At 74.1% G+C, this 14,554-nt stretch carries 13 protein-coding genes and 1 pseudogene; 4 read left to right on the top strand and 10 right to left on the bottom strand.

Annotated features, from left to right (window positions below):
- Positions 1-159: 159 nt before the first annotated feature.
- Together AC3EN4_RS16490 and AC3EN4_RS16485 are read right to left on the bottom strand one after the other, a co-directional pair.
- Positions 160-1,959: an AfsR/SARP family transcriptional regulator gene (locus AC3EN4_RS16490; RefSeq protein WP_435206683.1), complete on the bottom strand. Its 1,800-nt coding sequence runs from the start codon at positions 1,957-1,959 to the stop codon at positions 160-162.
- Between the two features lie 3 nt (positions 1,960-1,962).
- The gene (locus AC3EN4_RS16485; RefSeq protein ID WP_435206682.1) at positions 1,963-3,612 is read right to left on the bottom strand and encodes an AMP-binding protein; all 1,650 of its coding nucleotides are present in this window, start codon (positions 3,610-3,612) and stop codon (positions 1,963-1,965) included.
- 224 nt (positions 3,613-3,836) lie between these two features.
- Between AC3EN4_RS16485 and AC3EN4_RS16480 the strand changes: the two genes are divergently transcribed.
- Genes AC3EN4_RS16480 through AC3EN4_RS16465 form a run of 4 tightly spaced genes read left to right on the top strand, consistent with a single transcriptional unit; the run spans position 3,837 to position 7,297 of the window.
- Positions 3,837-4,724 carry an ATP-grasp domain-containing protein gene (locus AC3EN4_RS16480; protein ID WP_435206681.1) on the top strand — a complete coding sequence of 296 codons (888 nt, stop codon included), beginning with the start codon at positions 3,837-3,839 and terminating at the stop codon, positions 4,722-4,724.
- Between the two features lie 28 nt (positions 4,725-4,752).
- Complete coding sequence (locus tag AC3EN4_RS16475; protein WP_435206680.1) at positions 4,753-5,607, top strand: family 3 encapsulin nanocompartment shell protein; 855 nt, start codon at positions 4,753-4,755, stop codon at positions 5,605-5,607.
- Positions 5,604-6,512 (top strand): sulfotransferase, encoded by a 909-nt coding sequence (locus AC3EN4_RS16470; protein ID WP_435206679.1) that lies wholly within the window; start codon positions 5,604-5,606, stop codon positions 6,510-6,512. The genes AC3EN4_RS16475 and AC3EN4_RS16470 overlap by 4 nt, the downstream gene beginning before the upstream one ends.
- A gap of 14 nt (positions 6,513-6,526) precedes the next feature.
- Complete coding sequence (locus tag AC3EN4_RS16465; protein WP_435206678.1) at positions 6,527-7,297, top strand: SDR family NAD(P)-dependent oxidoreductase; 771 nt, start codon at positions 6,527-6,529, stop codon at positions 7,295-7,297.
- A 60-nt stretch (positions 7,298-7,357) separates the two neighbouring features.
- On the opposite strand, the pseudogene AC3EN4_RS16460 reads toward AC3EN4_RS16465, so the two are convergent.
- The 8 genes and pseudogenes from AC3EN4_RS16460 to lysW form a co-directional block, all read right to left on the bottom strand.
- Positions 7,358-8,524 (bottom strand): annotated as a pseudogene (locus AC3EN4_RS16460) (MFS transporter); the annotation flags it as partial.
- A complete protein-coding gene (locus AC3EN4_RS16455; RefSeq protein ID WP_435206677.1) occupies positions 8,521-9,489 on the bottom strand; it encodes a transketolase family protein in 969 nt (322 codons plus the stop codon). The pseudogene AC3EN4_RS16460 and the gene AC3EN4_RS16455, both read right to left, overlap by 4 nt.
- A complete protein-coding gene (locus tag AC3EN4_RS16450; RefSeq protein WP_435206676.1) occupies positions 9,486-10,358 on the bottom strand; it encodes a transketolase in 873 nt (290 codons plus the stop codon). Before AC3EN4_RS16450 ends, AC3EN4_RS16455 begins: the two co-directional genes overlap by 4 nt.
- 25 nt (positions 10,359-10,383) lie before the next feature.
- Entirely contained in the window at positions 10,384-11,550 is a 1,167-nt protein-coding gene (locus AC3EN4_RS16445) for a M20/M25/M40 family metallo-hydrolase (RefSeq protein ID WP_435206675.1), read from the bottom strand.
- Positions 11,543-12,391, bottom strand: coding sequence for a [LysW]-aminoadipate kinase (locus tag AC3EN4_RS16440; RefSeq protein ID WP_435206674.1), 849 nt, complete (start codon positions 12,389-12,391; stop codon positions 11,543-11,545). Before AC3EN4_RS16440 ends, AC3EN4_RS16445 begins: the two co-directional genes overlap by 8 nt.
- Complete coding sequence (gene argC, locus AC3EN4_RS16435; RefSeq protein ID WP_435206673.1) at positions 12,388-13,434, bottom strand: N-acetyl-gamma-glutamyl-phosphate reductase; 1,047 nt, start codon at positions 13,432-13,434, stop codon at positions 12,388-12,390. The genes AC3EN4_RS16440 and argC overlap by 4 nt, the downstream gene beginning before the upstream one ends.
- The gene (locus AC3EN4_RS16430; protein ID WP_435206672.1) at positions 13,431-14,288 is read right to left on the bottom strand and encodes a RimK family alpha-L-glutamate ligase; all 858 of its coding nucleotides are present in this window, start codon (positions 14,286-14,288) and stop codon (positions 13,431-13,433) included. The genes argC and AC3EN4_RS16430 overlap by 4 nt, the downstream gene beginning before the upstream one ends.
- Positions 14,281-14,466 (bottom strand): lysine biosynthesis protein LysW, encoded by a 186-nt coding sequence (lysW, locus tag AC3EN4_RS16425; protein WP_422736359.1) that lies wholly within the window; start codon positions 14,464-14,466, stop codon positions 14,281-14,283. The genes AC3EN4_RS16430 and lysW overlap by 8 nt, the downstream gene beginning before the upstream one ends.
- Between the last annotated feature and the right edge of the window lie 88 nt (positions 14,467-14,554).

The raw sequence follows: 14,554 nt of genomic DNA, 5'->3' as shown, positions 1-14,554 counted from the left end.
CTCCGCTTCCGTCCTCTGCCCTGCCCCCGTCCTCTGCTCTGCTTCCGTCCTTTGCTCTGCTTCAACGGACGCTACGGAAATGGCCTGTCAGTGTTGCGCCGGTGTAAGCAGAGCAAAGGATGCGCGACAGCCACCCAACCCCCACCTACGGAACGGGTCTCAGGCGGATTCGGCGGGGGCGAGTCCGGTCGGCTCGTCGCTCGCCAGCCGCTCCGCCGCGTATAGCCGGATCAGGCCGGACAGCCGGTACCGGGTCGGGTCGGGTCCGACCTCGACGAGTTGCGCGTCGACCAGTTCCTCCAAGGCGTCCTCGACGGAGTGGCCCGCGCAGCCCGGCAGTCGGCCGGTGAGCGCGACCGGCAGGTCCGCGTCCGGTAGGGCGCCCAGCGACCGGAACAGCAGCCGGGCCGCCGGGGAGAGCGTCGCGTAGCTGGTGGCGAGCCGGGCCCGCACGTCGAGCCCGCCGAAGGTCAGCTCGTCGAGGCGGCGAGCCTCGTCCCGCAGCCGCCCGGCGAGCTGGGCGACCGTCCAGTGCGGCCGGGCGGCGAGCCGGGCGGCCACGATCCGCAGCGCCAGCGGGAGCCCGTCGCAGAGCCCGGCCAGCGCCGCCGCGCCGGCGGGATCGGAGGCCAGTCGGGGCCGGCCCAGCGCGGTGGCGAGCAGCCGTACCGAGTCGTCGACGCCGAGCGGGTCGAGGTGGATCAGGCGGGCTCCGGTCAGGCCGGTGAGCCGCCGCCGGCTGGTGATGAGAACGCCCGCGCCGGTGGCGCCCGGCAGCAACGGCAGCACCTGCCGCTCGTGGGTCACGTCGTCGAGCACGACGAGTACGCGTCGACCGGCGATCCGGTCCCGGTACCGCTCGGCGCGCTCGTCCAGGCCGTCCGGAAGGGCGTCGCCGGACAGGCCGAGCGCGCGCAGGAACCGCTCCAGGGCGGCCTCCGGGGGCACCGGCCGACCGTCGGCGTCGAGCAACCGCAGGTAGAGCTGCCCGTCCGGGTACTCCGGCGCGAGCGCGTGCGCGGCGCGGACCGCGAGGGTCGACTTGCCGACGCCCACCGGGCCGGAGATCGCCACCACCGGCACCGACGTCGTACCGCCGTCACCCAGCGCGGTCCGGACCATCCGCAGGGGCTCGTCCCGCCCGGTCAGTTCGGCCGGGTCGGCGGGGAGCAGCCGGGGCACCGCCGGCGGTACCGGCACGTCGTCGGCCGGCTCGTCGGCCCGGCCGTCGGTGAGGATGGCCCGCTCCAGGCGGCGCAGCTCGCCGCCGGGCTCCAACCCCAGCTCGTCGAGGAACGTCCGCCGGGCCGCCCGGTACGCGGCCAGCGCCTCGGCCGGCCGGCCGGCGCCGGAGAGCGCTCGCATGTGCTGTGCGTGCAGCCGCTCCCGCAGTGGGTGGGCGGCGAGAAGTTCCCGCAGCTCGCCCACCACGTGCTGGTGCCGTCCACGGTGCAGTTCGACGTCGAGCCAGTCCTCGATGACGGCGAGCCGCCGCTCGTCGAGCCGGGCCGCGGCGGCCCGTACCGCCTGGCTCTCCACCCCGGCCAGGGCCGACCCCCGCCACAGCGCGAGAGCCGCGCTGAGCGCTTCCGCCGCGTCGTCGAGCCGCGACTCGGCCAGCGCCTGCTGCCCGGCCAGCACCAGCCGGTCGAAGTAGTGCAGGTCCAGGTCGCCGTCGGCCACCTCGATCAGGTAACCGGGCGGGCGGGTGACGATCCGGTCCGGCAGGCCGAGGCCGGTGAGCGTCTTACGCAGCGCCGACACGCAGATCTGCACCTGACCACGGGCGGTGGTCGGCGGGGCGTCGTCCCACAGCGCGTCGGCGAGCTGCGCCGTGGAGACCACGCAGTTCGCGTCGAGCAGCAGGGTGCCGAGCACCACCCGCTGGCGTGCCGCGGTGACCGTCAGAGTGCGCCCGGCGCCGGAGATCTCGAGAGGTCCGAGGATCCGGAAGCGCACCGGTCAGCTCCGCGCCGACGCCGCGATCTCCAGTCGCTGGCGCAGCGGATGGCGTAATGGCTTGCCGAGCGCGTTCTTGGGCAGGATCCGGACGAACTGGAGCCGGTCCGGCCAGAGCACCCGCGCGACGCCCTCGGCTTCCAGGTAGTCGTGCAGGCCGGCGAGCGTCGGGGTGTCGCCGCCCCCGGGGATCACCACGGCGCAGACCAGGTCCGCCCCCGGTACGGCCGGGTCCGGGTAGCCGACCAGGACGGCCTCCACCACGTGCGGGTGCCGCTGCAACACCGCCTCGATGTCGAGAGTGGACACTCGGAGGCTGTTCGCCCGGGTGATCAGGTCGACCCGCCGACCGGTGATCCGGATGCCGCCACGGCCGTCGTCCCGGGCCAGGTCACCGGTGTCGAACCAGCCGTCGTCGTCGAGCAGCGACTCGTACAGGTCGCGTTGGTTGAGGTAGCCCAGGCACTGGGAGGCGCCCCGGGCGTACAGCCGGCCGGCCTCCTCGCCGGGGTCGGTGTCGATGCGCACCTGCATCCACGGCACCGGTCGACCGTCGCTGTGCGCCGCCCAGTCGTCCGGGTCGTCCAGCCGCGTCACCGTGACCGCGCCGTTCTCGGTCATCCCCCACAGCGCCCGCATGGGCACCCCGAACGCCTCCCGCACGTCGGCGATGAGCTGCGGCGCGATCGGCGCCGAGCCGGAGACGATCTGACGCAGCGTCGGGGTCCGCACCGGCGTACGACGCTGGGCGGCGAGCATCCCGATGACGAAGCCGGGCGCGGCGTACACGAACGTGCCGCCGTGCCGGGCGATCAGCGCCACCATCAGCGCCATGTCGTCGCCGGAGTCCATCACCACGGCGGTGCAGCCCAGGTGGACGGGGAGGTAGACGGCGTGCGTGACCCCGGCCATGTGGGTGAGCACGCTGGGCAGCAGCACCACCTCGTCCGGGGCGAGACCGAGCGGCTCCGCCGACGCGCGGACGCACGCGTACATGGTGTTCTGGCTGTGCACGACCCCTTTCATCGGGCCGGTGGTGCCCGAGGTGTGCAGCACCAGGGCCGGTTCGTCGGGGCCGAGGGCGTCCCCACCGTCGTCCGGGAAGCGCTCCTCCCACGGGGTGTCGACGAACACCTCCTGGAAGTCGATCGCGCCGACCCGGGCGGCGTCGCCGATGATCACCCGGTGCTCGAGCGTCGGCACGTCCAGCTCGGCGAGTCGGGTGGCGTAGTCGGTGCCGGCGAAGGTGTCCAGGGTGATGCAGACCCGCGCCCCGGTCGACTCCAGCACCTGACGCAGCTCCCGGGTGCTCAGCATCGGGAAGCCCGGCGAGCTGACCGCACCGATCTGGTTGCAGGCCAGGTAGAGCGGGGTGAGCACCCAGCGGTTCGGCAGGTAGATCATCACCACGTCGCCCCGGCCGACGCCGAGCGACCGCAGCGCGCCGGCGAACCGGGCGACCATGGTGGCCAGCTCCGCGTACGTCAGCGTGCGCGCGTGCTCGCCGCCCTCGTACGTGATGATCGCCGGGTGGTCGGGGCGGTCGCGTGCCGCCACGGCGAGGTCGTCGAGGAACGTCTCCGACCGCCACCAACCCGCCGCGACGTACTCCTCGGCCCGTTGCTTGTCGACAGGTGCCAATGAATCCCACATGTTCGGTCGCCTCCCGGCCATGCCCCGTCACGTCCACATGAGATGTGTCTGCCGGCGAAGCTACCACCCGGATCCGCCGCTGTCGCGTCCACAAAATGGCGGTTACACAGAGCAAACCCGCAGCTAGCGAGCATCATCCAGTGACCTTGACAAATGATCAGACATGGACGACTCTCACCAGAGTCATAGATGCCTGTCGGGGTGCGCGGAAGCGTGGAGGTGTCATGAGGATCGGTGTTCTTGCCTGGGATCACGGCGAGGAGGACGACGACTCGCCGGTCATCGCCGAGCTGGGCCGCGAGCGCGGCCACGACACCTCCCTGTTCACCGTCGAGGAGATCGACGTGGCGGCGGCACCGGGCGGCGGCCCGGAGGTCATGTTCAACGGCGAGCTGGGGCGCTCCTTCGACGCCGTCATCTCCCGCGCCCAACTGCACGGCGACTGGCGCGACCGGGTGGAGCGGCTGATGCTGGCCAGCAACATCCCCGGGGTGGCGATGTTCGACCCGATCGAGGTGTGGCAGGCCGCCTACAGCAAGTTCCGGATGATGCAGGTGCTCGCCGACGCCGGTCTGCCGGTGCCACCCACCCGGGCCTGCCGGACGTCCGCCGACGTCGAGGCGGCGAGCCGGGAGTGGGGCACCGTCGTGGTGAAGCCGTCGTACGGACGCGCCGGCATCGACGTGGAGCGGATCACCAACGTCGCCGACGACCTGCCGCTGATCGAGACGCTGCTGGCCCGCTACGGGGTCCTGGTGTGCCAGCCCTACTACCCCACCCAGTACGGCGAGTACCGGCTGACCGTCTCGGGCGACACCATGCCGATGAACATGGTGAAGTATCCGGCCGTCGGGCAGTGGAAGACCCGGACCCTGCTCGGCGCCAGCTTCGAGCGGGTGGAGATCTCACCGGAGCTGCGGGACATCTCGATCCGGGCGACCCGGGCGATGGGCATCACGCTGTCCGGACTGGACATCCTGCCCACCGACGACGGTTACGTGATCCTCGAGTGCAACGCGATCCCCGGCAATCTCAACATCCTCGGCAAGGAGTCCCAGCGGCTCGCCTTCGAGGCCATGTACGAGTGGGTGGAGGCCCGTACCCCCTGCTGAACTGCCCCGCGCGACGGACGGAGTGTCGATGCAGCATGCCCTGGCCGACTACGACCTGACCGAGCACGGACCTGGTGAACAGTTCGCCCGCGCGGTCCTCGCCGCCGAGGGCGGCGACGTAAACGTGCCGATCGCCGCGTCGCTGCCCACCCTGTTTCCGCTGGCCAAGCACCGACCCCGCTACACGGTGCGGCATCTGCTCAAGAGCGCGACGGTGACCGAGGAGCCGGTCAGCTACGTCAGCGAGGCCCCCACCCCGGGCACCCCGGAGATCGCCGGCACCAGCTACCGGGCCAGCCCCGAGGCGACCTTCGTACCCCGGCTGGTCGAGACCAAGCTGACCGAGGTGACCGCCGCGGTGGCCGTCCCGCCGGAGCTGCTGCGCGACCCGACGCTGCTGGCCGGCTTCGTCGACTACCGGGTGCTGGTGCGCCTCGGCACCATCGAGAACGAGGTGCTGCTGCACGGCAGCGCCGACGGGGTGATCCCCGGCCTCGTCGGGCTGCCCGGCGCGCGCCGGCGGGCCGCGCCCGGTGAGCTGACCGCCGAGGTGATCACCGCCGCCGGTGAGGTCGAGGAGATGGGCGGGTCGTGCGACGCGATCGTCGCCCACCCCAACCGTTACTGGGACCTGCTGGGCAGCGGGATGCTGGCCCGGCTCGGCGAGGTCGGCATCCGGGTCAGCCGAACCAGGATGATCGCGCCGGACCAGGTGCTGCTGGGCGACTTCCGGGCGGCGGTCACGCTGCTGGAGTCCGGCACGTCCCAGCTCACCCTGCGCCGGGGCGTCGGTCCGGACGGCGCCGACGTGATCAGCGCGGGTCTGCGGTTGGGCCTCGCCGTGCACCTACCGCAGCATTTCCTGCTGCTGGACCTGCGATGAAGGTGGTCTACCTGACCGGCTGGAACCGCAGTGGCTCGACGGTGCTGGGCAACCTGCTCGGTGAGCTGCCCGGGGTCGTGCACGTCGGCGAGCTGTACTACCTGTGGCGCAACGGTGTCCTGGGCACCGGCACCAACACCTCCTGTGGCTGCGGCGAGACGCTCACTGCCTGCCCACTGTGGAGTCGCGTCGTCGACCGGGTCGCCGGATCCGACCCCGCCCGGGAGGCCCGGCGCATCGTGGGCGAGCAGCAGCGGCACGTCCGGGTCCGGCACACCCGCGTACGGCTGGCCGAGGTCGCGGGGCGGCGGCCCCGAGCGGCGGGGGTGACCGAGGTGGCCCGCCGGATGGTCGACACGTACCGGGCGGTGGCCGAGGAGACCGGGGCCGAGGTGATCGTCGACGGCTCGAAGTACCCGGCCGAGGCGGCCGTGCTGCTCGGCGACGGCGGGCTGGACCTGCGGGTGCTGCACCTGGTCCGCGACCCGCGCGCGGTGGCCCACTCGTTCGCCCGACCCAAGCAGTACCTGCCGCGGATGAGCGCGGCCCGCAGCACCGGGATGTGGACCGCGATGAACGTGGCCTCGGACCGGATCGGCCGCGCCGCCGGAGAGCGTTACCTGCGGCTGCGCTACGAGGACTTCGCCGCCGCGCCGTACGACGTGCTGAGCCGGGTGCTGCGCTGGGCCGACCTGCCCGGCGAGCCGCCGGTCGGGCCGGACGGGCGGGCCGTGCTGGGCGTCAACCACACGGTGACCGGCAACCCGGACCGGCTGCGGCAGGGCCCGACGACGATCCGACCCGACCTGGCGTGGCGGGACGCGTTGCCGGCGCGCGCCGCGGCGGTCGCCACCACACTCGCCGCCCCGGTGCTGCGCCGGTACGGCTATCCGTTGCGACCGTAGGGAGGGCGACCGCCATGGATCTGGGCATCGCGGGACGGGTGGCGCTCGTCGCGGGCGCGAGCAGCGGCCTGGGCCGGGCCACCGCCCGCGCGCTCGCGGCCGAGGGCTGCGCGCTGTCGGTGGGGGCACGCGACCCCGGGCGGCTCGCCGAGGCGGCGCGAGAGCTGCGGGACGCCGGCGCCCCGGACGTGCTGGCCCGTCCGGTGGACATCACCGATGAGGCGGCGGTGGCCGACTGGGTCGCCGAGACCGTCGCGCACTTCGGCGCGCTGCACATCGTGGTCGCCAACGGCGGCGGCGCGGCCGTGGGCACGGTGGACAGCTTCGGGCTGGACGCGTACCGGCAGGCGTTGGACGCGGCGTTCCTGCCGCACGTCGGCCTCACCCTGGCGGCCCTGCCACACCTGCGCGCGGCCGGCTGGGGGCGGGTCCTCATCGTCGCCTCGGAGACGGTCCGCCAGCCGATCCCCGAGTACGGGCTGTCCAGCGCGGTCCGGCCGGGTCTGCTCGGCTTCACCCGGGCCCTGGTGCAGGCGCTCGGGCCGGGCGACATCACGGTCAACGTGCTGGCGCCCGGCTACCACGACACCGAGGGGGTACGCGCCGAACACGGCTCAGCGGCCGACGCCCGGCTCGCGGAGATCGGCGCGGGCATCCCGCTGGGCCGGGTGGGTCGGGCCCGGGACTTCGGCGCGGTGGCCGCCTTCCTGGCCAGCGAGGCCGCCTCGTTCGTCACCGGCACCTGCCTGCTGGTCGACGGTGGTAAGACGCGCGGCATCGGTTGACCCGCCCGGGGCGTACGCGTCCATGGCGTGCAACGACCGGCCGGGCAGCGCCACGGCGACCAGCAGCAGGTACGCCCCGCCGAAGGCGGCCAGCGTGGGGACCAGCCCGATCGCGTCGACGGCCCAGCCGGCCAGCAGCACGCTCAGCGGCGCGCCGCTGAGGGCGACCGCGCTGCCCAGCCCGAAGACCCGCCCCCGGGCCTCCTCCGGCACGTGTTCCAGGGTGACGGTGGTGAGCAGCGGGTTGAGCGGGCCGGCCGCCAGACCCAGCAGCAGGCAGATGCCGATCATCACGGCGGGCGGCGGGGTGGTCGCCATGGACAGCCGCAGCGCGCCGATGACCACGAAACACCCCAACATCGTGCGCCGCCGGCTGGCCAGTAGGCGGCGGCTGGCCGGGGCGTACAGGAAGGTGCCGAGTACGGCTCCGCAGCCGGACGCGGCGATCAGCCAGCCCAGGTACCGCCCGTCGCGCAGCACGTCGTCCGCGTAGACCGGCAACAGCACCGGGGTGAACGCCGCGTCCAGCAGGTTGGTGACGAACACGAATGCGGTCATCGCGGCGATCACGGGCATCCGTCGTACCAGGGTCATGCCCTCGAGAAGTTGCCGCACGAAGCCGGCGCGGCCGGTCGCCGGCGCGGCGGCCAGGGCGGGCACCCCGGCGGCGACTAGGACGGCGGCGAGCAGCAGGCCGGCCGCGTCGACGTAGAGGCCGACGGCCGCGCCGAGGGCGGCGACCAGCAGCGCGGCGAGCGGCGCGCCGACCACCAGGCCGAGCCGGGGCGCGGCCTGGTACCACGAGTTCGCGGTCTCCAGGCGTACCCCGGCCGCGGTGGCGACCGGCCGGATCAGGCTCACCCGGGCCGCGTTCGCCGGTGTGGCGACCAGGCTGCGGGCGAACAGCAGCACCAGCAGGGCGGGCAGCGGCAGTCCGACGGTGGCGTCCAGCACCGGCACCAGGCCGGTGAGCAGCCCGGCGACGGCGTCGGAAAGCACGCTGACCCGCCGGCCGCCGAGCCGGTCGATCCACACGCCGCCCACCGCGCCCGCGAAGATCAGCGGGAGGGCGCCGGCGAACCCGGCGAGGCCGGTCGCCGCCGCGCTGTCCGTGCGCGCCAGCACGTACAGCGGCACGGTGACCACGGTCACCGCGTTGCCGAAGGAGGACAGGTAGTGCGCGCTGAGCAGCGCCACCAGGCTCCGGCGTTCGCCCCGAGGGTTCATCGCAGCGCCGCCACCGCCCGGTCCACCACGGCGGCGGCGGTCACCCCGGCGCGTTCCAGCAGGTACCGCTGGTCGCCGGCGACGGCCACGAACCCGTCCGGCACCGCCACCCGCAGCACGCGGGTGGGCCGTCGTTCGGTCAGCGCCTCCGCGACGGCCGAGCCCAGTCCGCCGCTGGGCCAGTGCTCCTCCACCGTGACCACCGCCGGCCGGCCGGTCGCCCGGACCGCCGCGTCGATCGTCTCCACGTCGAGCGGGCGGACGGTGTGCACGTCGAGCACCGTCGCCCGCACACCGCGACGGGCCAACTCGTCGGCCGCGCCCAGCGCGGCCAGCACCGGGTACGGGCCGCAGGCGGCCAGCACGATGTCACCACCGGTGCGCAGGTACCGCGCCCGGCCCAGCCGCGTCCCCGGCGCGTCCGCGCCGGGAGTGGCCGCCACATCCGGTGTCGCGGCGCGGCCGAGCCGCAGGTAGACCGGGCCGGGCAGCTCCAGCGACTGCCGGAACAACCGGGCGCAGGCGTCGGCGTCGGCCGGCACCACCACGGTCATGTTCGGCAGCGTACGCATGATCGCCACGTCTTCGAGGGCGTGGTGGGTCGGCCCGAGGTGACCGGCGGCCAGCCCGCCGTGGGTGGCCACGATCCGCACCGGCAGGTCGTTGAAGGCGATGTCGACCTTCACCGCCTCCAGGGCGCGGGTGCTGGCGAAGGTGGCCATCGTGTTGACCATCGGGATGCGCCCGCTGCGGGCCAGACCGGCGGCGACGCCCATCAGGTTCTGCTCGGCGATGCCGAGGTTGACGTAACGGTCGGCGGCCGACCCGAAGTCCACACCGCTGAACAGCCCGGTGTCGGTGTCCAGGCAGACCAGCCGGTCGTCCGCCGCCATCAACTCGACGAGCAGGTCCCGGTAGACGTCCCGGCCGGCGCGCGGCCCGGCCGCCGGGTCCGCCGCCCTCACCGGATCCCCCGGCGTACGGCCCGCAGCGCCCGCCCGCGTTGGGTCTCGCCGAGCCGGGCGAAGTGGCTGCGCACCTGTCCCTCCACGTAGGGCAGCCCTCGGCCCTTGACGGTCCGGGCGATGACGGCCACCGGTCGGCCCGCGCCGGACGCCGTCAACGCCTCCCGCAGCGCGACCCGGTCGTGCCCGTCCACCTCGCGGACCGTCCAGCCGAACGCCCGCCACCGGTCGGCGAGCGGTTCCAGCGTGATCACGTCCTCGGTGCCGCCGCCCAGTTGCAGGCCGTTGCGGTCGATGACGGCGGTCAGCCGGTCCAGTCCGAGGCTGCTCGCGGCCATCGCCGCCTCCCAGACCGAGCCCTCCTGCAACTCCCCGTCGCCGAGGACGACGACACAGCGCCGGTCACTGCCGTCGAGCCGGCCGGCGAGCGCATGCCCGACGCCGAGCGCCAACCCGTGCCCGAGCGACCCGGTGGGCATCTCCACGCCGGGCACCGCCCGGTTGGGATGGGCCAGGAACGGCCCGCCCGCCGCGGCGTACCCGTCGAGCCACTCCACCGGAAAGTAACCCCTGGTGGCGAGCACCGCGTACAGCGCGATCGCGCCGTGGCCCTTGCTGAGCAGCAGCACGTCCCGCTCCGGCAGCTCCGGCCGGGTCGGATCGACCCGCAGCACCTCGTGATAGAGCGTCACCAGGATCTCCACCAGCGACATCGAACCGCCGAGATGCCCGCCGTCCGAGCTGGCGCACATCTGCACGATCAGCTCCCGTACGCGGACCGCGACCGCCGCCAACTCGGCGGCGTCGCCGGCCTCAACAGCGGCGGCCTGGGCGGCGCTCGTAACGGGCTGCTCGCTCGGTTCGGCCACAGCGAGCCGTTCCCGGGGCGGCACGTCAGGCCCCGCTCGGGGCGAGACGGAACCCGTTGACCCGGTTGGCCGCCGGCGGTGACGCGGGGACGTCCAACTCGCGCAGCGCGTGCCGCAGCACGGCGATGCCGCGCAGGTAGTCGGCCAGCACGATGTGCTCGTCGTCGGAGTGGTCCAGGCTGCTGTCCCCGGGGCCGTAGGTGGCCATCGGAACGTCCCACTGCTCGGCGAGCACGTTCATGTCCGACGTGCCGGTCTTCACCTTCAGGGCGGGCCGGGCCCGTTGGGCGCGGATGCCGGCCGAGAGCGCGCGCACCACCGGGTTCCGGTGGTCGGCCCGGCAGGCGGCGACGCGGTTGACCACGGTCAGCTCCCCGTCCGGCGTACGCCGCGTCAACTCGCGCAGCAGTCCGTCCACGTCGTACCCCGGTGGGGTGCGGACGCTCAGCTCCGCCTCCGCCTCGACCTGGTCGGCGCGCAGCGAGATGAGGGTCGCGCCGGGCCGGTCGAACGAGCCGTTGCCGCTGTCCGGGCCGAGCAGCTCCAGCAGCGTCGTCCAACAGCGCACCGCCAACTCGGACGCCTTGGCGACGGGGTTGCTGGGGTGGGTGGCCGGCACCGACACCCGGTAGCGCAGGTCGAGTTTGCCCTTGTAGCCGAGCGTGATCGTCGACCAGCCGCTCGGTTCGCCCACCACCACCGCGTCCGGCCGGGGTAGCCGACGTCGGATCTCCCGCGACCCGCGCGACGCGATCTCCTCCTCGACCGCGCCCACCACGACGATCCGTCCGCCGAAGTCCGCCGACGCGGCGGCGCACACCATCGCCGCCAGCGGTCCCTTGGCGTCCACCGCACCCCGGCCGTAGAGCCGGCCGTCCTCCGCCCGGACCACCGGCCCGCCCGGCACCGTGTCCAGGTGGCCGATCAGCAGCACCACCGGCCCGTCGCCCCGGCCGATCTCGCCGACCACGTTGCCGACCTGGTCGACGTACGCCGCGAAGCCGAGCTGCCCCATGGCGTCCACCAGGGATCGGGCCAACGCCGCCTCGTGGTACGACGGCGAGGGCGTCTCGACCATACAGCGCAGCAGCCCGGCCGCGAAGGTGTCGGTGACGCCGCCGGGCCGCGCCTGCGGCGGATCGGGCGCCGGCCGCGCACCTGACGGATCGGGTTCCGTGGCGTCCTCAGGCATCTGCGCTCCTCGTGGTGATCTCGGTGGCGGCACCGGCGAGCGCCGCCCGGACGGGGCCTTCCCGCCGGCCGTCGGCGATCAGCACCCGGCCCACCCCGCCGAGTGCCGCCTCGCGGGCGGCGACGAGCTTCATCGCCATCCCCCGGCCCACGTCGGGTGGCAGTCCTGTCGTCGGTACGGCGTACCGGCCCAACACCGACCGTTCGTCTCCCGGGTCGGCGAGCACCCCGGGCGCTCCGGTGAGCAGGACCAGCGTGCGAGCGTCCAGCGCGACGGCGAGGGCGGCGGCGGCGCGGTCGGCGTCCACGTTGACCGGCCCGCCGTCCTCCCCGAGCGCCGGTGGCGACACCACCGGCACCGCGCCGGCCGCGAGCAGCGTCCGGAGCAGGTCGACGCATACGCCGATCAGCCGGCCGCCGTGGTTGTCGCGCAGCACCATCCGGCGGCCGTCGACGACCGCCCGGTGCGCGCCGGTACGACGGGCCCGCAGCAACCCGGCGTCCAGTCCGGTCAGACCGACCGCGTCGACGCCGGCGCGGGCGAGCGCGGCGACCAGGCGGGGCTTGACCGCACCAGCGAGCGCGAGCACGACGACCTCCAGGGTGGCCGGGTCGGTGTAGCGGGTGTCCATCCCGTCGTCGGTGACCATCCGCCGCTGCGGTACGCCCAGCCGGTCGCCGAGCGTGGCGATGTCGGCGGAGCCACCGTGCACCAGCACCACCCGTTGCCCGGCGCGGACCAGGTCGGCGACGTCGGCGCAGACCGCCGCCGCGTCCACCCCGGCGGTGCCGCCGCACTTGACCACGGTCAGGTCGCCCGGCGGGGCCGTCGGGGCGCTCACGCCGGATGCAGGCCGGGGAACTCCAGCCCCAGCCGCTCGGGCCAGCCGTAGCGGACGTTGAGGCACTGCACCGCGTTGCCGGCGCCCCCCTTGACGAGGTTGTCCAGCGCCGCGACGAGCAGCGTCGAACCACCGTCGGGGTCGACGGCGAACCCGACGTCGCAGAAGTTGGAGCCGGCCAGGATCTTCGGCTCCGGCAGCCGGTACGTGCCGCGCCGCCCGGCGACCACCCGCACGAACGGCTCGTCCCGGTAGTAGCGGCGGTACACGGCCCGGGTGGCCACCTCGTCGACGCCGTCGGCCAGCGGTACCCGGCACAGCACCTGCACGCCCCGGACCGCCTCCACCCCGGTCGCGGTCATCCGCGCCGGTACGCCCACCGCCTGGGCGATCTCCGCCTGGTGCCGGTGGCCGGTCGGGGCGAAGACGCGCATCGCGCCGCTGCGCTCGGCGTGCACGTTCGCCGCCGACGGGGCGCTGCCGGAACCACTGGAGCCGGTCCGCCCGTCGACGGTCACCTCCCCCGTGCCCAGCAGGCCGGCGTCGGCGAGCGGGTGCAGGGCGAGGATCGCGGCGGTCGCCATACAGCCCGGCACGCTGATCCGGTCGGCGTCGCGGAGCTGCTTGCGGTGCAGTTCGGGCAGCCCGCTGACGAACTCGGGGAGGAGGTCGGGCGCGGCATGTGGACCGCCGTAGTACCTGGCGAAGACGTCGGGATCGCGCAGCCGGAAGTCCGCCGACAGGTCGACCACCGTGTCGGCCAGGTCGAGCAGGCCACGCATCGCACCCATCGCCAGCCCGTGCTCGGTCGCCAGCAGCAGCACGTCGTGCCGGCCCAGATCCTCCGGCGCGCTGAAGGTCAGCTCGGTGAGGCCGCGCAGGTTGGGATGGGTGCTGCTGACCCGCCGGCCGGCGAGCCGGCGGGACGTGACGGTGACCAGCTCCACCCTCGGGTGCCCGAGCAGCAGGCGGACCAGCTCGCCACCGATGTAACCGGCGCCGCCGACGACCGCCGCCCGGACCAGGCCGGCTCCGGCGGTCACGCGAGCCTCGCCAGGACGTGGTCGACGATCCGACCGGCGACGTCGACACCGCTGCCGTGCGCCTGCTCGAAGCCGGCGAACTCCACCCCCGAGTTGACCTCCAGGACGTACAGCCGGCCCTCCTCGTCCTCGACCAGGTCGACGCCCGCGAGGTCCGCCCCGACCGCGGCGGCGGCCGTGGTGGCCAGCTCGACGATCCGGTCGGTGAGCCCGCACCGCTCGGTCCGGGCGCCACGGGCCACATTGGTACGCCAGTCCGCGCTGTGCCGGTACACCGCGCCGAGCACCTCCCCACCGACCACCACGACCCGGATGTCCCGATCCGGTTTGCGGACGTACTCCTGCACATAGACGATGTGCGCCTGTGGGCCGGGCAGCGCGGCGACGTACTCCAGCACCGTGCGGGCGAGGTCCGGGTCCGGCACGGTCGTGACCAGCCGGCCCCACGATCCGACCAGTGGCTTGACGACGGCCGGGTAGCCGATCGCGGCCAGCGCGGAGAGCGCGGCGTCCGGTGTGGCGGCGAGGGCGGTACGCGGGGTGGGCAGGCCCGCCGCGCGCAGCGCCAGGGAGGTGTGCCACTTGTCGCCGCAGGTCTCGATGGCCGCGGCGGAGTTGACGCCGATCACGCCCAGTCGTTCCATGGCGCGGGCGGCGTAGCCGGCGCGGATCTGGCCGATCTCCCTGTTGAGCACCAGCCGCCACTCGGGCGCCACACCGTCGAGCGGCCACCAGGCCGTCCGGGTGTCGAGGTGGGCCACCGCGACGCTGCGGCGTTCCAGCGCCTCCAGGATCCGCTTGTCGTCCACCCGCAACCGGGACGTGAGCACCGCCACCGAGGCCGGTTCACTCACCCCAGTCCTCTTCGACCTCGGGGGCCGGCGCGAGCGTCACCGGCTGCACCGTGACGACCTCCAGCTCGACCTGGCACTCCGCACACTCGACAAGTTCGCTGAGCCGGGGTGGCTGGGCGAACGACACGTCGGCGGCGCACTCGGGGCAGCGGGCGCTGGTCTGTTCCTGGACTGTCACGGGAGGCTTCCGTTCCTTCGTGGGGGCCGGGGACCGCTCCGACCATAGGAATCCCACCCCTGGTCCCGCGTCCGCGCGCCGTCGACAC

The sequence above is a fragment of the Micromonospora sp. bgisy143 genome (assembly GCF_057708145.1).
This window is presented reverse-complemented; position numbering and strand designations above follow the sequence as displayed.